At 70.4% G+C, this 17,369-nt stretch carries 15 protein-coding genes; 7 read left to right on the top strand and 8 right to left on the bottom strand.

Features of this window, described 5'->3' with window-relative positions; all coding sequences use genetic code 11:
- Nucleotides 1-103 precede the first annotated feature (103 nt).
- The gene (locus JS521_RS09505) at nucleotides 104-721 is read right to left on the bottom strand and encodes an ABATE domain-containing protein (protein WP_372448568.1); all 618 of its coding nucleotides are present in this window, start codon (nucleotides 719-721) and stop codon (nucleotides 104-106) included.
- Between the two features lie 84 nt (nucleotides 722-805).
- Here JS521_RS09505 and JS521_RS09500 point away from each other — a divergent pair, with 84 nt between their 5' ends.
- The gene (locus JS521_RS09500; protein ID WP_205082296.1) at nucleotides 806-1,594 is read left to right on the top strand and encodes an MBL fold metallo-hydrolase; all 789 of its coding nucleotides are present in this window, start codon (nucleotides 806-808) and stop codon (nucleotides 1,592-1,594) included.
- Nucleotides 1,595-1,728: 134 nt separating this feature from the next.
- Nucleotides 1,729-2,145 carry an ester cyclase gene (locus JS521_RS09495; protein ID WP_205082273.1) on the top strand — a complete coding sequence of 139 codons (417 nt, stop codon included), beginning with the start codon at nucleotides 1,729-1,731 and terminating at the stop codon, nucleotides 2,143-2,145.
- 128 nt (nucleotides 2,146-2,273) lie between these two features.
- On the opposite strand, the gene JS521_RS09490 is transcribed toward JS521_RS09495, so the two are convergent.
- On the bottom strand, nucleotides 2,274-5,405 hold the full coding sequence (locus JS521_RS09490) for a Tn3 family transposase (RefSeq protein WP_205082272.1): 3,132 nt from the start codon (nucleotides 5,403-5,405) through the stop codon (nucleotides 2,274-2,276).
- Nucleotides 5,406-5,551: 146 nt separating this feature from the next.
- Between JS521_RS09490 and JS521_RS09485 the strand changes: the two genes are divergently transcribed.
- Complete coding sequence (locus tag JS521_RS09485; protein WP_205082271.1) at nucleotides 5,552-6,385, top strand: hypothetical protein; 834 nt, start codon at nucleotides 5,552-5,554, stop codon at nucleotides 6,383-6,385.
- Between the two features lie 185 nt (nucleotides 6,386-6,570).
- Here the strand turns inward: JS521_RS09485 and JS521_RS09480 are convergent, their stop codons facing one another.
- Entirely contained in the window at nucleotides 6,571-7,182 is a 612-nt protein-coding gene (locus JS521_RS09480) for a hypothetical protein (RefSeq protein WP_205082270.1), read from the bottom strand.
- Between the two features lie 87 nt (nucleotides 7,183-7,269).
- On the opposite strand from JS521_RS09480, the gene JS521_RS09475 reads away from it, so the two are divergent.
- On the top strand, nucleotides 7,270-7,476 hold the full coding sequence (locus tag JS521_RS09475) for a hypothetical protein (RefSeq protein ID WP_205082269.1): 207 nt from the start codon (nucleotides 7,270-7,272) through the stop codon (nucleotides 7,474-7,476).
- Nucleotides 7,477-7,743: 267 nt separating this feature from the next.
- Here the strand turns inward: JS521_RS09475 and JS521_RS09470 are convergent, their stop codons facing one another.
- The 4 genes from JS521_RS09470 to mobF all read right to left on the bottom strand — a co-directional run bounded on the left by JS521_RS09470 (nucleotide 7,744) and on the right by mobF (nucleotide 12,381).
- A complete protein-coding gene (locus JS521_RS09470; RefSeq protein ID WP_205082268.1) occupies nucleotides 7,744-8,568 on the bottom strand; it encodes a hypothetical protein in 825 nt (274 codons plus the stop codon).
- Entirely contained in the window at nucleotides 8,565-9,470 is a 906-nt protein-coding gene (locus JS521_RS09465) for a sigma-70 family RNA polymerase sigma factor (RefSeq protein WP_205082267.1), read from the bottom strand. Before JS521_RS09465 ends, JS521_RS09470 begins: the two co-directional genes overlap by 4 nt.
- Nucleotides 9,467-9,691: a hypothetical protein gene (locus tag JS521_RS09460; RefSeq protein ID WP_032769849.1), complete on the bottom strand. Its 225-nt coding sequence runs from the start codon at nucleotides 9,689-9,691 to the stop codon at nucleotides 9,467-9,469. Before JS521_RS09460 ends, JS521_RS09465 begins: the two co-directional genes overlap by 4 nt.
- A 788-nt stretch (nucleotides 9,692-10,479) precedes the next feature.
- Nucleotides 10,480-12,381 (bottom strand): MobF family relaxase, encoded by a 1,902-nt coding sequence (mobF, locus tag JS521_RS09455; protein WP_205082266.1) that lies wholly within the window; start codon nucleotides 12,379-12,381, stop codon nucleotides 10,480-10,482.
- A 1,035-nt stretch (nucleotides 12,382-13,416) separates the two neighbouring features.
- Between mobF and JS521_RS09450 the strand changes: the two genes are divergently transcribed.
- Complete coding sequence (locus tag JS521_RS09450) at nucleotides 13,417-14,148, top strand: HNH endonuclease family protein (RefSeq protein WP_205082265.1); 732 nt, start codon at nucleotides 13,417-13,419, stop codon at nucleotides 14,146-14,148.
- Nucleotides 14,149-14,357: 209 nt separating this feature from the next.
- Here JS521_RS09450 and JS521_RS09445 read toward each other — a convergent pair whose 3' ends face one another.
- A complete protein-coding gene (locus JS521_RS09445) occupies nucleotides 14,358-15,170 on the bottom strand; it encodes a hypothetical protein (protein WP_205082264.1) in 813 nt (270 codons plus the stop codon).
- A 497-nt stretch (nucleotides 15,171-15,667) separates the two neighbouring features.
- Here JS521_RS09445 and ku point away from each other — a divergent pair, with 497 nt between their 5' ends.
- Both ku and JS521_RS09435 read left to right on the top strand, forming a co-directional pair.
- On the top strand, nucleotides 15,668-16,603 hold the full coding sequence (gene ku / locus JS521_RS09440) for a non-homologous end joining protein Ku (protein ID WP_205082263.1): 936 nt from the start codon (nucleotides 15,668-15,670) through the stop codon (nucleotides 16,601-16,603).
- A 46-nt stretch (nucleotides 16,604-16,649) separates the two neighbouring features.
- A partial coding sequence (locus JS521_RS09435; RefSeq protein ID WP_205082262.1) for an ATP-dependent DNA ligase occupies nucleotides 16,650-17,369 on the top strand: 720 nt, incomplete at its 3' end.

Genomic DNA, 17,369 nt, shown 5'->3' with positions numbered 1-17,369 from the left:
CAGCGATCAAGCGCCCGGCTGCCGGTCGACCACCGGAAGCAGCCTGCTGAAGGTGTTTCGCGTGGCCACCGGGCGGTCCGCAGGAAGGTCCTGGGGTGGTGCGTCAGCCCGAGGCGCCGCTGCGCCGGGCGTAGGCGCGGGCGGCACGGACACGGTCGCCGCAGCGGGTGGAACACCAGTGGCGCCGGCCGTGGGTGCGCAGGAGAAACCGGTCGCAGGGGGCGGAGCCGCAGGCGGTGAGGATGTCGGCGTCGGGGCCGGTGAGCAGGTCGGCGGCGTCGGCGGCGAGGGTCGCCAGTGCGTGGTTGACGGCCTGGTCGGTGGGGTGCGCCTGGACGCGGCGCAGCCCCTGGGCCCCGTCCCAGGTGAGGAGGGGGGCGGTGGGCACGGCCGTGAGGGCCTTGTTCACCGCGTGCAGGGATTCCTCGGGCGGGGGTGCGCCGTCCACGCGCGCGGTGAACAGGGCGCGGACGTGTCCGCGCAGGGTGCGCATCCGCTGGGCGCAGAACTCGTACAGCTGCACGTCCGGGGTGGTCAGGTCGTGGGCGGTGAGCCAGCGCATGGCGGTTTCCGGGGCGGCGAGCAGGTCGTAGCTCTGGCTGGCGGGCAGGGTGGCGGCGGTGTCGGCGAAGTCCAGGGAGCGGTACCGGTCGGCACCCGGCGCCGGGGGCAGAGCGGTCGGTGCCACGTCGGTGGCCAGGGTGTCGTCCATGCCTCTCATGGTACCGCTTGCATTTTTCCGTGACACCTGCCTAGCCTGGTGTCACGTTAACCGCAGGTTTTTTTCGTGAGAAACGGAGACATGATGTCCCAGCTCAACGCCAGCCAGTTCCCGGTCCGCACGTTCGGCGGTCCGACCGCCCTGTTCGAGTACGGCGGCCTGCACTTCCTGACCGACCCGACCTTCGACGGCCCCGGCGACTACGCCTCGCACGGCCCGACCATGACCAAGACCGCCCCCTCCACCACCACGCCCGCCGAGCTCGGCCCCGTCGACGTGGTTCTGCTCTCCCACGATGAGCACGCCGACAACCTCGACACCTCCGGCCGCGCCCTGCTCGCCGACGTTCCCCTCACCCTGACCACCCCCGGTGGCGGCGAGCGCCTCGGTGCGAAGGCCAAGGGCCTGGCCGACTGGGAGACGGTCGAGCTGGAGCGTCCGGGCGGCGGCACCGTCACGGTGACCGGGGTCCCCGCCATCCACGGCCCCGGTGCGCGTGAGGAGGTCGAGCCCCTCGCCGGCCAGGTCGTCGGCTTCGTCCTGACGGGGGAGGGCCTGCCGACGGTTTACGTCAGTGGCGACAACGCCTCGCTCGACGCGGTCAGGGAGATCGCCGAGCGCTTCGCCCCGATCGACACCGCCCTGCTGTTCGCCGGTGCCCCCCGCTTCCCCATGGTCTTCGACGGCAACCTGATCGTCCTGGACAGCGCCCAGGCCGCCGAAGCCACCCGGATGCTTGACGCCCGCCGTGTCGTCCCGGTCCACCACGACAGCTGGGCCCACTTCACCGAGGGCCGCGACGAGCTGAAGGCCGCCTTCGCCGCCGCGGGCCTGACCGACCGCCTGGACCAGGACTGGGCGCAGCGCGCCTGAGCCCGGCCCGCCACTCAAGGAACCGGGACCTCGGGCCGGGGGGGGGACTCCACACACGCCGAGCCCCGGCCCCGGCACGACCCTTCGCGGCGTCCCGTGCGCCGTGCCAGAACGACAGAGAAGGACCCGATCACATGTCCACCGGTACCAACGCCGGCCTCGTGCGCCGCTTCTACCAGGCCCTTCAGCAGGGCGACTACGACACGCTCACCGGCATGTTCCACCCGGACTTCGTCTTCTACTCCCAGATCGACAGCCCCCGGCCCGGAGTCGCAGGGTTCATCGACGCGGAGAAGAAGCACCTCGACGCCTTCCCCGGCAACCGCCTGACGGTCCTCGACACCGTCGCCGAAGGCGACAAGGTCGGCGCCTACGTCGTGGTCGAAGGAGACCAGGGCGGCGACTACTACGGCATCCCCCCGCGCGGAGCGCACGTACGTTTCTCCATGTTCAACCTGTTCACGTTCAAGGACGGGAAGATCATCGAGAAGCGGGCCCACTACAACCTGGCCGACATCATGGACCAGCTCACGACCGGCTCCGCCGCCTGACGACACGGGCCTCGACAGGGCCACACCCTGCACCTCTCCACCGCCGCCCGCCGACGGCACCCGCCTGGAGCGAAACGCTCCCACCCGGACAGCGATCCGGGCCCCGGCGGGAGACGCCAAGAGCTCCTCTACTCCTCGTCGTCCTCATCCAGCCCGAGCCCGGCCGCGTCCGGGTCGCGCAGCGGGCGCAGGGCGCCGGCGGCCGGGGTGGAGGCGGTGAAGCTGTAGCGGCCGAGCACGTTGAGGTTGCGGTGCTTGAGCGGAGAGAGCCGGGCGATGTCCTCGTCCCTCAGCTCGTGTCCCTCGGCGCGGAGCTGGCCGACGGCGGCGTCGATGTACTTCGTCGTCCACAGCACGATGGCGTTGAGGACCAGGCCGAGAGCGCCGAGCTGGTCCTCCATGCCGTCGCGGTACGCCTGGTGGATGGTGCCGCGCTTGCCGTGGCAGACGTCGCGGGCCAGCTTGTGGCGGGACTCCTGCACGGTGAGCTGGCGGTTCATCTGCCTGCGGTAGGTGTCGTCCACGGGGTCGACCATTCGCATCAGGTGCTCGGTCTTGGCGATCCGCCCGTACTCGGCGAACGCCTGTCCCAGCGGGGTGGGGTGGCCCTCGCGGCCGAACATCCGCAGCAGGTCGTAGGCGCGGACCTGGTTGGTGACCAGGGAGCCCGCGACTCGGAGCATGTCCGGCCACCACGTCTCGATCTTCTTCAGGTTGACGCGGTTGCGGGCGAGCGGCTCCAGCACCCCGTACGTCCCCGTCTCCACCCCGGGCATCGTCGCCCGCCAGAACCGCTGGTCGTCCAGGTCCTTGAAGCGGGGGCTGAAGTTGTAGCCCAGGATCTTGAAGATCCCGAACACGATGTCGCTGTAGCTCGCGTTGTCGGTGGCCACCATCTCCGGCTTCACGCCGCCGTCGAGGTTCAGCAGCGCGTCCAGGATGTGCAGGGAGTCGCGCGGGGTGCCGGGGACGACCATCTGCCCGATGCCCGCGACCTGGTCGTTGACGGCGTTGAGCCAGGTGATGCCGCGCTTGAACCCGAAGTACTTCGGGGAGGGCGCTGCGCTGATCGTGCGGACGGGAACGACGAAACGCAGTCCGTCGACCGAGGCCAGCAGCCCGTCGCCCCAGAACTGCACGATCGGCACCTCGGCCTGGGCCTCGATCAGAACCGCGTTCGCCGCGGCGATGGTGTCGGCGCGCAGGTAGAACTGGTCGACGTGGACCAGGCGGGAGCGGGTCAGCGCTTCGTGGCCGGGGTTGGTGACCGGGGTCATGCCGATGTTGCACGCCTCGCTCACCAGCAGCGCGACCACCGAGGTGGTCAGGTCCTTCATGCGGGTGGTGCCGTCCCCGAGGTGGACAAAGGCGTCGAGGAACACGGTCCAGGAGTGGACCTCGAAGAGCAGGTCCGGCAGGTCGATCTTCGGGAGCATCTTCTCGACCCGCCCCCGCAGCCAGGCCAGCGACTTCGGCTCGCCGAGCGCGCCGAGCTTCTCCACGTTCAGCTTCACCCGGCCGTCTCGCTGGACGTCGAGCGACACCTTCGCGTCCTTGCCCGCCGACTCCAGGCGCTCGGCCATCTGCTTCCAGCCCGCGTCCAGGGCCCGCACCAGCTCCGCCATGTGCTCGGTGACGGGCATGTCCAGGCTCAGCCCGGCCAGCACGTCCTCGCACACCGCGTCCCACGCCGCGCCGTCCAGGAGCCGGGCCCGCGGGTCGGACCACCGGTGCGAAGGGGAGGCGAACACGTTGCGGTTGTTCAAGGCCCGGTGCAGCTGCTCCAGCACGCACACCACGTACGCGTTCCGGTCCACCGACCCCTGCGGCAGATCGGCGTTCGCGTAGACCGCCTTGCGCCACGCCGGCGGCACCAGCTTCTCGTCCACCTCGCGCGGCAGCAGCGGCTTGTCCTTCACCCGCCGCCGCGCCAGCGCGGGCAGCCGCTTCACCCCGGCGAGCACCCGCGCGCCGCCGGTCGACGCCGCCAGCGCCTTCGACTCGCCCAGCAGCGCCAGGAACGGGCGCACCGTGTTGTAGCGGGTGGTCAGCGCCGCCCGCATCGCGACGTCGGCGGAGTCCTCGTCCTCGGGCACCAGGGATACCACGACGGCGGCCGCGGTCATCACCGCCTGGCGCGGGGCGACCTCCTCGACCGCCGCCCACAGCGCCGCCGTGTCCAGGTCGGCGCCGTGCGTCTCGACCAGCTCCAGCTCCTCGAACAGCACCTTCGCCGCCCGCGCGAGCGTCCTCGACGCCTTCTCCAGCTGCGGCAGCGTCGACAGGCGCTCCTTCTCCGTCGCCCGCCTCGCGGTGCTGAGCAGCCGGGTCGCCATCAGCACCTGGAACAGGTCCAGGGCCTCGTCGATGGCCTTCGCCTCCAGGTGCCGCATCACCGCGGTGAGCATCGCGGTGCGCTTGGGCTCCTCGGCCCGCTCCAGGCTCGCCGCCTTCGACCCCAGCCCGTACCGGGCCAGCGCGGCCAGCCGGTTCGGCGGGACCTGCGACAGCCGCACCCGGCCCAGACCGAACGCGCCGATCTCATCGACCCGCTCCAGCGACCGCGCGAACGCCGTACCCGTCGTCCGCGTCGGCGGCCGGCGTAGCCGCTCCAGCTCCGAGAACCGGGCACCCTCCGGCACCGCCAGCGTGGCCACCAGGTCCCCGGGCAGCGCCGCGTCCGCCCGGTGCGCGGCCCTGGCGACCGTGGCGTGCAGCCGCTTCTCCGCGACCGCCCGAACCTCCGACACCTTCCGGGCCAGCACGCTCACCCCGGGCAGCAGCACCCGGTGCCGGCGCAACCAGCCCACCGCCTGGTTGAACAGGGCCACCGGCCCCTCGGCGTGCGTCCACGCCCGCCCGTGCAGGAACGTCCGGAACTTCCGACCCCACTCCGCATCGTCGTACTCGTGGTACTCGTACGCGTCCCGGATCTCCCACGCGTGCTCGTACGCCGTCGGCTTGCGCTCGGTGTACTGCTTCACGCACGAGGAGTCCTCGATGCCGAGCTGTTCCCCGAGGTACTCCACCACCGCCCACGGAACGTCCAGCGGGTCGTCCGGGAGGAACCGGCCGATGTAGCGCACGGTGCACATCTGGAGAGCGAACCCGAGCCGGTTGTGATCACCGCGCCGCTTCGCGACCAGCTTGCGGTCCTCGTCGTCGAGGAAGAAGAACCGCTCCAGCTCCGGCCGGGTCGGCTCCTCGTTGAACTTCCCGTACGAAGCCGCCTGCTCGTCGGTCAAGAACTCCACTGGCATGGACCTGACGCTAACGACGCCCGCAGCCGCTCAACGATCTTCCGCCGAACACCGGCGCCAGACCGATCTGCTGTGCTAGAAGCCCATGATCACCGGCTTAGCGTTAACCGCTGTACCGCTGTGCCCCAAGGCCGGGAGGGGCCTCTATGACGAATGATTTCGACGCGCGACTGGCCGCGATTCTGGACGCGGCTACCCAGAACATCCGCCGGACGATGGCTGCGTCGATCAGGCCGGCACCGAAGGTGGTGCTCCCGATGCCGCTGCGGGAGACTCTGGCCAAGGCTGTCGCGCCTCTGCTGCCCGTGCTGGAGCGCTTGGACGCGATGATGCCGGAGAACTGGCGCGGCCAGCACCTGGACTACCGGGACATGGTCCGGCTGATGCAAGAGGGTGTACCTCTGGCGTGGGTGCCTCCGGCTGACGTCATCCGGCAACTGCTCGCAGCCGACGGCGCCTCTTCTCGCGCACAGGTCATCGACGACAGTCGGCCGCAGATCCTCACGTCCTGCCGTGAAGCCCTCGTGGATGTCACGGACGAGCGGCTCACAGCACAGCGGGAACTGCTTGAGGAGTGTGCCCGAGCCATCGAAAACGGCATGTTCAGCAGCGGCCAGGCACTGGCCGCGAACGTCTGGGACACCCTCATGCGCGGCATGGCCTTCGCCAACCCCGAGTGGCTCACCAGAGGCCGCTGGAGCTACCGGCAAATCAAGCGGAGTGTTCCCAGCGTCGAAGCCGAGGAAGACGCCGCGATCGGAGAGTTCCGAAGGGCCGCCATCTTCCTGCCGCTGGCAAAGACTCTGGAGGAGTTCTTTCACCCCCAGGCCGTGCCATCCATCTTCAACCGGCACGCCACCGCCCACGCGGCAGGCACCGTGCAGTACACCGCCTCCAATGCCTTGACCGCGCTCATGCTCGCTGTCAGCGTCCTGCGTGAGATCGATGACCAGGCCTACGTCGTGCACATCCACGCCTGAGCAGCGGTGCTGGCGGCCGGTGTTCCGTCACCATCGACAGCGCGAGCCCGGCCCGGCCTCCATTCCGGGCCGATCCTGCCGACTTCGCTGCGGCTTCGACAGCGTAGCGAGCCAGCTGCCCGCGTCCCTGCGGCCGGGGCCGGGGCCGGGCGTCGGTGCGTGACGGCCGGCCCGGTGGGCAGGGGTCAAGCAGTGCCCTCGGTTGTAACGGGAACTTCCAGCGGAACGGTCCAGGTAATGCCCTTGGACCTGGCGGTGATGCTCAGGCGCAACGGCGCGTTCGCGTAGTCGCGGCGCCAGTCGTCCGCGGTGTCCGCCGACCACGACGGCGGGGTGGTGGGGGTGAGGCCGTAGCGCGTCCACTCGCCGATCGCTAACTGCTGCGGGGCGACCGTACGGCCGGTGTCGTCGCGTCCGTCCGCGCTGAACTTCCACGGCCCCCAGATGTGAGCGCGGACCTCTTCGGGAGTCGGGGTGCCTGCGAGGTGAGGTCCGTCGCCGCGGTGCGGGTTGTCGTTGCGCAGGGAGGCGGTGATCTCGATGGTGCCGTGGGACAGCAGGCCGGGCGGGCCTTCGAGGTGGACTCGCAGCATGGCGGTGGAGCGAGCCTCGTTGGCCACGACCGTGCAGCGGAAGTGCGGGGTGAAATCGGCGTGCAGGCGCTGCTCCTCGATCCGGGACAGGGTCTGCGCGGCCCCGTTGGCGTTGCGCGCGGCCCTCCAGGAGCCGATGGCGGCAACGGCAGCGACGACCGCGACGGCCAGAGCCAGGGCCGCGATCGTGTCGGTGGTGGTCATGAGGCAGGACGCTATCGCCACCACCCGTCACAGGTCAGCGCCCTGGAGATATGGCCATCAGCGGGGGACGTCATCCAAGGCGAGGCGATGAGCGCACTGCGACCCGGTGACATCACCGACGAGATGATCCAGGCCATGGACGCGGCCAAGCGGCAGGGACTGCAGAAGGACCTGCGCGCCCTCGCCGCGAACATCCGCGCCGACGCCGAAGGCCGCTACGACAACGCGGAACCCGGGAGCGGGCCGGGGTCGAGTGGACGCTGCTGGGGCTCGAGAACACCGCCGGCCATCTGACCGAGGGCACCCCGGGCGCCGAGACCGGCGGCCGGGGTCAGGGCGTGTCGCCGGAATAGGCGAAGCCGTCGCCGATGTACAGGACGGGCTCGATGAAGGTCATGGCGATGGTTCCTTTCCGCCCGGCCCCGCCGGTCTCCAGGTTGGAGACGCGGTCGCGGGACCGAGCGGGCGGGAACGTAGAGCACCGAGTCCCTTAACGACGCCTCTGGCCATCGTCCCCGGGGGTACCGGCCGCGGCACCCTGGGGTGCCGCGGCGGATAGGTTCAGCGGGTTGCGGCTTCGTCTGCGTGGCGGTCGCGCCGCCACTGGTGGTGGTCGCCTGGCCGTGGCCGGGGACGGGACTGCGAGCGGGGCGGAAGGCCGCTGGGGCGAAGAGAGCGGTGGGCTGTGTTCAGTCGGTCGCGGACCTGGTGGGCGAAGTTCGGTCCCGGCAGCGGGATCTCGCTGTCAGGTTCGCGCAGGTAGCCGCTGGCCACGGCGACGGGCATGTAGGCCATCAGCTCCAGGACGACGGAGGAGCGCTGACGGGTGACGTGCCGGGCCAGCTGCCTCAGGACACGCAGCAGGGTGGTGGTCGAGACGACTTCACCGTCCCGCAGAAGGGCAGGGAGGCCGGGATCGTCGGCGCAGCGGATCTCGGTGCGCGCCGCGGGGGCGCGCGGTACGGGTTTGCAGGTGCCGGCCTCATCGGTCTGGGTGTGCCACCAGCTGGCGACGTGAGTCTCGCCGAGGGCGAGGTGGTGGAGATACAGGCAGTAGGCGGCGGCAGGTTGTCCGGCGCCTGCGGCGTACTGCCACCAGAAGCGGGCGCCGTCGTCGGTGTCGCTGAGCTGGAGTACGCAGGCCAGGACCAGGGCGGCGCGGGGTGCGGGGATCTGGTCGGTGACGAACTCGCCAACGGCGGTGGCCGGGGTGTGCCGCACCACGGTCTCGCACAGCGCGCGCAGGTCGTCGGCCGCCGACCCGGCCGTCTGCCTCGGAGTGACCTCCCCTCGCCGGTTCGTGTCTCGGGTGGGGACGGTGTCACGCGGAACGGTGCGGTCGGAGGCGAGCAGTGCCCGGGAGAGGACAGCGTCCAGTGTGGTCATGGGGTAGGTCCTTCGGTCAGGTGCAGCTCGGTGGTCTCGGTGATGAAGCGTCGGGCATGGCGTTCGTCGGACCGTACGGCGGCAATCGGTACTCCGAGGAGTTCGGAGGTCTCCCGGATGCGGAAGCCGCACAGGTGTCGCAGCACCATGACGTCCATGTGGTTGTCGGGCAGCCTGCTGATCGCGAGGAAGAGCTCGATGCTCTCCGCCAGCTGGTCCGTCTGCGCCTCGGGGTCGGTCTCCTCGCGGAGGACGAGGGTGTCGAAGGCGCTCTGCGCGAGCAGCGGGCGGTCGTCGCGGTGAGCAGCACGGGCCTTGACCGTGGCGCGCAGGAGGTTCCAGGCGTAGCGGCGGATGTCGGGGCTGGCGAGGGCCTCGTCGAAGCTGAGCCAGAGGATCGCGAAGGTGTCCTCCACCACCTGGTCGCGGGCGTCGCCGGTAAGGAAGACGTCGGCATAGCGGATGTAGCCGTCTTCGACGGTGGCGCGCAGGGCGCCGTGGGCCAGGGGCGGGCGGCCGGAGCCGGCGGTGGTGACAGCGGGCCCGCCTTCGCCGGAGCGGTCGATCCAGTCGCTGTTCTTGCCCACGTCCAGGGCGGCCTGCTGCCACAGCCGGTACAGCGGCCAGCTGGGGATGTCCAGGACGGCAGCGACGCGGTGCATGACTTCCCAGCGCGGGTAGTGCCCCACCCCGCGCAGGAGCTCAGAGAGCTTCGACTTGGCAAGGACGACGTGGAGGCTGAGTTCGGCCAGGGTGTAGCCGCTGGCGAGGTAGCGGTCGCGGGTCGGCTCCAGCCACGCGGCGTGGGTGGAACCGACGGTGGGGGCGATGGGTCCGAGCTTGCGGCCGGGACGGACCGGGGCCGGCCCGGAGGCCGATCCCGGTGCGGGGAGCGTCGTCACAGGGTGCCGTCCTCGTCGTCGGGCGCCGCCGCAACCCGGCGTCCGGTGGTCGGCGTGGTCCGGGCGCGGTAGCCGCCCAGGACCTGAGTGACGGTCAGTCCGAGGACCGGGGCCAGTCCGGCAATCAGGGCCGCGTGGCCCATCGCCGCCATCATCAGGCTCCATGCCAGCACCGCTACGAGCGCCAGCATCATTGCCGCCGCTATCTGTTTCCTGCTCATCACCCATCCTCGGTATCGGGAGTCGGCCAGGCGCGGCATCCGGAAGTGCCACCGCGCCATGAAGGGATCTCCGTCAACGAACGGGTGCCGAGCCGCCGCTGACGGATCCTCAGCATGGACCCGCTCCCATCGATAACGCGACGTGATCATGAAATTACGGAACATTAGAAATCGCGGACGGTCAGTCACGAGCGCGAAACGGACCACTCCGGGGCACGTCCAGCACACCGGGCACGTCCTGTGGGTGAAGTTCCCGGTTTTCCTTGCAAACCGGTCCGGTCCGTCGTCCCATGGGGGAGGACACCTCGGTGTCGGTCCTTCCATCCGGAAGAACGGTGCGCCCTCGTGCCGAAAAAGAGGGAATCGCGCCACCTGCTCTGCCCGGCCTGTCGTATAGGCCGGGCAGAGCAGCGCCCCTCGCACGGAGGGGAAGACGAACGTAGCGCAGCCCACTGACACCGCTCCGCCCGTGCTGTCTTCAGCGTCGGCCGCAGCCCGCCCTGGGGGGGCAGGACGCGACCAGCACGCAGCCGTGACCGGGCCCGTGGGCTACCGGCGGTGGCCGAACAGTCCGCGGCTCTTCTTCGCGTCCTCTTCGGCCGCCTCCCGCACTGCGGCCTCCTCTGCCTCGCGGCACGCAGCGCGCTCAGCCTCCGCCCGGTCGACGTCCTCCTTCCTGCACGGCCCGCACAGGTTGTCTCCGGCGCTGCGCCATGAGGTCTGGATGACCGACTGCTAGCGTTCGTCGGTGAATTTCGTCCCGCCGACGCGCGCCGCCCCGGCCCCCTTCACAGGTCGGGGCCGGGTCTCCTGCTCTGGTCGGGCTGCGCCGTGTGGTGCTGTTGCTGTGCGTCAGCGGCCGGGGCCTGCTTCGCCTGGTGCGCGTGCTTGGTCTGGTCCGCCTGCTCTTCGACCGTGCGGCCGCGGGCCTCGGCTGCGCGGGTGAGGGCGGCGAGGTGGGCGAGGTTCCGCGGCGAGGTGATCCACGTCTCGGGGTCCGTGGTGCGGCCCTCCAGGTACTCCTGGGGCATCGCGGCCTGCTGGTGGGCGTGGATGGCGGCGGCCCGCTGCGCCGGGGTCTGAGCGGCAGCCCGGCCGGGATGGTCGACGCCGTGCGGCGCCGCCTGGTCGTGCTCGTGGTCGCCGGCGGGTGGGAGTGCGGCCGACGCGGTCGCGGCCGGGGCTTCGTCCTGTGCGGGTGGTGCGGTGAGGGCGGTACGGATCGCGTTCTGCAGGGCGAGGCTGGCGACCTTGGCCCGCTCGTACCGGGTCGACTCCCGGGGCGGTTTCCCATCGGTGCCCGCGATCCACCAGCGGCTGGGCGAGGTGAACACGGCTGTGTAGGAGAGCTGATCCGCAGCCGGGGCCCGCCGGCCCTTCTGGGGCACGGTGAGCTGACGGCCGTAGCGCTTAAGAGCCCGGTCGGCGATGTAGTCGTCGATGCCGGGCACGTAAGCGCGGCCGCGCAGGGTCTCCAGCAGATGCCGGCGCGCTTCGGCCAGGACGTGGCGGCGGTAGAAGACTCCGCGCACGGTGAAGACGACCGCCGCGACGTCGACCATGGCGAGCGCGGTGTCCACCCAGGGGCCCACCCGGGCCCGGATCGCCGCCCCGGCCGACCGGCACCGCTGAAGAAGCCCGTCGACCATCCGCTGCCCGAACTTCACAAGCGCGGAGACACGCCACCACGCGAGCAGCTGGTCCAGCGGGCGCGGCGTCTTCTTGTCCGGGCGGGTCTCCTGCGCCGCCCACCACGCCAGACCATGGCGGGCGCGCTCGCCGGGCAGACGGCCGTGCTTCTTCACGTAGTCGTCGGTGACGCCCTCGAGGACGTCCTCGATCCGGCGGCGGCGGGTGGAGGACCAGTCGATGAGCTCCTGGTCGACGCCGGCTATCTCCATCACCGGGCGCAGGCCCGGCGTCACGACCCTCGGCACGGTCGCCAACCCGAGCTCCTCGCACACCTCGGTCGTCATCTGGAGGGTGTACAGCGTGTCGGCGGCCACGATGTTCTTGTAGAGCCGGGTTGTGTCCAGCGCGTACCAGGAGCCGTCCGGGCGCTGTGCCCGGTTGGCGATCAGACAGTGCTCGTGAAGGAGGGGGAACCCGTTCCTGTTGTCGTAGTGCCTGAACGCCGCGACGACCAGGGCCGGGGCTTTCGCGCGCCCCCGGCCGGACGCCCACCGGGTCTGTGCGACCTCATCCTCCAGCCAGCGCAGCGTCGTGGCGACGGCCCGCTCGTGAGCCCGCTCGATGACCCGGCGCGTCGGTTCGTCTCCCAGCGCCCACAGCACGACCAGTGACGCCTGCGGCCGGAACACGAAGTCCAGGGCGAGCAGCGGGGTCTGCTTGCGATGCTCGATCTCCTCGATCGGCTGACCCAGGACGGTGGCCCGCCGCGCCCTGGCCGGGTCGACGCCGTCGTCCAGGAGCTCGCGCTCCATACGGTCGGCGTCCGGGTGCCGGCCCTCCCCCAACAGCGGCTTCATCTGCCGTTCCGTCACCACCTGCCCGTCGCTGAGGCCCAGCGCGGCCAGGCCGCGCCCCCGCCACACCCCGGGCGGCAGCCCGGCCATCTCCTGGGCGTCCTCCAACGACTGGCCGACGGAACGGTGCCCGTCCCCGAACGCGACCCCGCGCACGTAGTACCGCCAGGCATTCCGCCGCTGCACCTTCGCAACACTGATCATCCCGGCAGCGAACACCGGCCCTGACCTGCAAAAAAGAGCAATCCCGTGGGGCGGGAGAGTTCACCGGAACTCCACGGCCGATCCCGCAGGGCGGGCGACGGCGACAACGTCACGCCCGCCCCGCGGGTGCCTCCGAGGCCATGCAATTCCTGCGCGGTGCCCGGTCACATGCGCCTCAGCGGCCCCGAGAACCGCCAGCGGACGCCGCTATCGCCACGACGCGTACTCCTACGTACCGCGCCCCCACCGATCGCCCGAAGAAGCCCCGTCCCAGCACCACGTCACCGACCACCTTCAACCCGAGTAGGACCGCCGCCCCCGGCATCTCCGGGGGCTTCTTGCTGCCCGGAGGACCGACGTGCCCACCTACGAGACGCTGCCCCGCTTCACCCGCGACCTGGAACACCTCACCCCGGACCAACACCGCCGGGACCTGGGAGGACGTCCAAATCCTCGTCCAGACGCTCGACGGCGAGTACACCTACTTCGAGCCACTGTGGCACCAGGCCGTCCAAGCCTCGCCCGAATCACCTCCAACACCCACGCCTCCCCCGCCAGTCGCCGACCAGGGCCCCGCTGCGCGCGTCGAGGATCTCATCGCCGCTTTCGGGAAGGTCCTGGGCAACACCAGGAACCGCCTTCCCTCTCCCGGACGCCCGCTACCCACACCCATTTCAGGCGCGACCACCTGGAACTGGTAGTCCGGGACATGAATACTCAGGCGCAGGAGATGGCAGAGCAGCGTTGGTGTACTTCCTCCGTCAATCCGGGCCCGGGACCGAGGACAAGGCCGGCCTCGCTTTGGTGTCGGCCTCAGCCCCGTACGCAGCCATACGGTCGGCATCCGGGGCAGCCCCGAACCGGCGACCCCGTACGGGCGGTCTCAGCGTCCCGCCCGTACGGGTGATAGCCGAACCATCGCGCAGCGCGCGCAGAGCGGGCCATGCCCGGCTGAGAGCGATGTGACGCGACATCACGAATGTCTGTGAGCTGGAAGTATGAGCTCACATCAGCCCCGATCCGCTGGAGAACTCCGTGAAGCTGCGCCGCCTCGGCTCCTTGTACGCCGCTGTACTCATCGCCGGTGCCCTGACTGCCTGTTCCGCCGAGACGGTGGAGGCTGACGACGCCAAGCCCACTGCCACCGCGTCCGGGAGCACCAACCCGTCCGGTGCGCCCGGCGGAACAGCGGAGGAAGCCGGGCTCCCCCTGATCGAAGCCATCGGGTCGATCCCCGTCACCGAGGAGCAGCGGACCGGGTACGAGCGGGACAGCTTCAAGCACTGGGTCGACGAAGACGGCGACTCCTGCACGACCCGGGCGGAAGTTCTGCTCGCCGAGGCGGTCACCGCGCCGGAGCAGGGTGCCCGGTGTTCGCTGAGCGGGGGCAGCTGGCTCTCGTACTACGACGAGGTCGAGGTCACCGACGCGCGGAAGTTGGATATCGACCACATGGTCCCCTTGGCCGAGGCGTGGGACAGCGGCGCACACGCTTGGACGCCGGAGCGCCGTGAGGCGTATGCCAACGACCTCGGCGCGGACAGGAGTCTGGTGGCGGTCACCGCGAAGACCAACCGGTCCAAGGCCGACCGGGATCCGGCCCAGTGGATGCCGCCCGCCGAGTCCGCGACGTGCACGTACCTCGTCGACTGGACCGCCACGAAGCTCCGCTGGGCCCTGGCCATGGATGAAGCCGAGAAGGCCGCACTCCTCAACCTCGCCGAGCCGTGCACCGACTCCGTCGTCGAGTACGAGCCGGCCTCGTAGCTCCCTTCACCGAGGGGGCGAACTTCACCCCCTCGGTGAAAGCAGATTCGTCTCTGGACCGTGCGGGGTGGCCGCAGCTTCAGTAACAGGCACGAAGGAAATCGACGAGCAACACCTCATCGAGTCGGGCTTGGTGGTGCTCGACATCACCGTGGACGACGACGAGACCGCGCACCGGGTCGTCGTCGCGTCGGGCCAGCACGGGGAAACTAGTCGGCTGCGGCGACACCCGCGTGCCTGGCCTCCATCGCGGCGATCACCCGGTGCTGGGCCAGCCGTCGGGCCTGCCTGAGCTTCGATTCGGCCAGCAGGAGGGGTATGAACCAGATCCAGCCCCACACACTGTAGGAAACGACCCCGCTCAGCACCAGGGCCTTGTTGGTGGCGAAAACCAGCACAAAAGCCGTGACGTACGCGGCCGCCCGGTGACGGATCACGAGCCGCAGCGGGGCCCGCCACGGGCCGGCCAGCAGCTCCAGAGCAGCCGCGGCCTCGGCGGCCCGCACGTCTTCCGGGTCGGCTGATACCTGGGCGCCCTGCTCCAGCGCTTCAGCAACATCAGCACTATGGGACGTCAGGGCTGCTCGATCTCTCCTGGCAGCCGCCGTCCTCTCCCGTACGTCCTGCCAGTAGCCTCGCCCTGCCCAGCCGAGCGCGTCCTCCACCCGTGCCGCCTCAGGCGACCCCGCCGGTGCAAGGACCGCGATCCGCTCCTTGAGCCGTTCCACCCGGGCAGCGCGTCCGGGGTACGTCCACGTGTCAGCACGCAGGCACAGTTCCAGGTAGGAGACAAGGAGTCCGAGGTCGTCCGGCCACTGCGCAAGGCCGGCCTCGTAGGCCTTCTCCGCTGCGGCATCGTGGTCGTCCTCGTCCTCCGCCACGTGCGCGAGACCGAGCCACCGGTAGAGCACCGGATCGGGCCCGAGCTCCTCCAGACCGGACTCCGCCGCCCTCCGAGCTTCACAGAATCCACCCACCGCGAAGAGCTCCTCGCAACGGTCGGCGTATTCGTCACGCGTCATGCATCCCACCCCAGTCGATCAGGAGCTCCACTCTCAGCTGCACAAACGCTCTGGTCAAGGCGACTTCCACAGGGGCCATCGCTCAGGCAGAAGCGCGACGGCGAGGTTCCGTGCCTTTCGGCTCAGATCTTCACGAGGCGGCACGGTGCCCCGACGTACTGGGGCCGCGGCCTCGAGAACTTGTTGGCTGTGCGCCGCCTACACCTGCTCCCACCCCGCGGCGTGCCCGGCTCGGCCAAAGCCGGACCCACCCGCTTCGTCGCGGCCCCAGCCCCCGAGGGCACGCGAGGCGAGAGGTTGACCGCAGGAACGCTTCCCCTAGCCGGCCGCTCCCCCAGACATCGGAACGTGGACCGGTCACCTGCTGTCGGCACCAGGGTGGAGATGCGGGCTCCCCTGCCCCGCGTGAGGATCAGGAGTACGACGTAGCAGCCCGAGCGCTTCAGCTGGGCGGCTCCCTCGCCGAGCAGCGGCGCAGGGTCCTGGAGGTGGAAGAGATGCCGCGACCGTTGTGGGCCGGTGCCATCAGCTTCGGGCTGGTCACGATCCCCGTGAAGATCGTGTCCGCGACCGAGGACCACGACGTCCACTTCCACCGGGTGCACCTTGCGGACATGGGCCGGGTGCGGACGCGGAAGGTCTGCGAGCTCGACGACCAGGTGGTGCCCCAGGACGAGATCGGCAAGGGCTACGAGATCGCGAAGGACCAGACAGTCCCGGTGACGGACGAAGAGCTGCAGCAGATGCCGCTGCCGACGGCGAAGGCGATCGAGATCGCCGCGTTCGTCGACGCCGACACGATCGACCCGGTCCGCATCAGCGACTCCTACTACCTCGCCGCCGACGGGCAGGTCGCCGCCAAGCCCTACACCCTGCTACGCAAAGCCCTGGAGCGGTCCTCGAAGGTCGCGGTGGCCAAGTTCCAGTGGCACGGCCGAGAGCGCCTGGGCCTGCTCCGGATCCGGGAAAGGGCGATCGTGCTGCACTCCATGAAGTGGCCCGACGAGATCCGCAGCCCCGACGAGCTGGCCCCGCGCGAGGCCGAGGTCAGCGAGGAGGAGATCGAGCAGGCACTGCAGCTGGCCGAGCGGATGACGATCGAGGACCTGTCCGGATTCCACGACGAGTACCGCGAGGCCCTGGAGGACATCATCGCCGCGAAGGCCGACGGCAAACCCCTCCCTGCCCCGGCCGACGACGGGAAGCAGGACAAGGGCGAGGTCGTGGACCTGATGGCCGCCCTGAACGCCTCCGTCAAGGCCGCGAAGGAATCGCGCGGCGACGACGGCGAGGACGCCACCGTGCACGAGATACGGCCGACGAAGAAGACCGCCAGGAAGACGCCTGCGAAGAGGACCGCCGCGTCGAAGCGTTCCACGGCGTCGAAGAAGACGACGAAGAAGACGGCCGCGAAGAAGCGCAGTGCCTCCTGACCCTCCTCCTGCTGCTGCGGGTGCCGTGCTGCCGAGGATCGAGCCGATGCTCGCAACCCCCGGCCCTCTGCCATCGGCGGGGGTGGAGGACCGGTGGGCGTTCGAGGTGAAGCAGGACGGCCAACGGGCCATGGTCTACCTGCCGGGCGACGGCACCATCCTTCTGCACGCTCGTTCGGGTACGGACATCACCGCCGCCTACCCCGAACTCCTCCCCCTCGCCGGGGCACTCGGAGCCCGCAGCGCCGTGCTGGACGGGGAGATCGTCGCCCTCGACGATCAGGGCCGCAGCGACTTCGAGCGCCTCCAGCAGAGGATGGGCCTCGCCGGCGCCCCGGCCCGGGCCGTGCGTATGGCGGGCCGGGTTCCCGCGCACCTGATGCTCTTCGATGTCGTGCACCTCGACGGCCGGCTCCTGACCGGACTGCCGTACGCGGAACGACGGGCGCTGCTGGAAGGTCTCGGGCTGGCCGGGCCCGCCTGGTCGACGCCCGCGGCGATCACCGGGCACGGGGCTGAGGCGTGGGAGATGGCCCGGGAGGCCGGGCTGGAAGGGCTGATCGCGAAGCGGCTCACCTCCCGGTACGAAACCGGGGCACGCTCGAAATCCTGGGTGAAGATCAAGGTCCACCGCATCGCCGACGTCGTGATCGGCGGATGGGCCCCCGGACGCGGACGGCTGACCGGCCTGCCCGGAGCCGTCCTGGTCGGCGAGCGGCACGACGGACTGCTGCACTACGCGGGCAGCGTCGGCACCGGCTGGAGC

The sequence above is a fragment of the Streptomyces durocortorensis genome, assembly GCF_016901035.1.
Taxonomy (GTDB): Bacteria; Actinomycetota; Actinomycetes; order Streptomycetales; family Streptomycetaceae; genus Streptomyces; species Streptomyces durocortorensis.
This window is presented reverse-complemented; position numbering and strand designations above follow the sequence as displayed.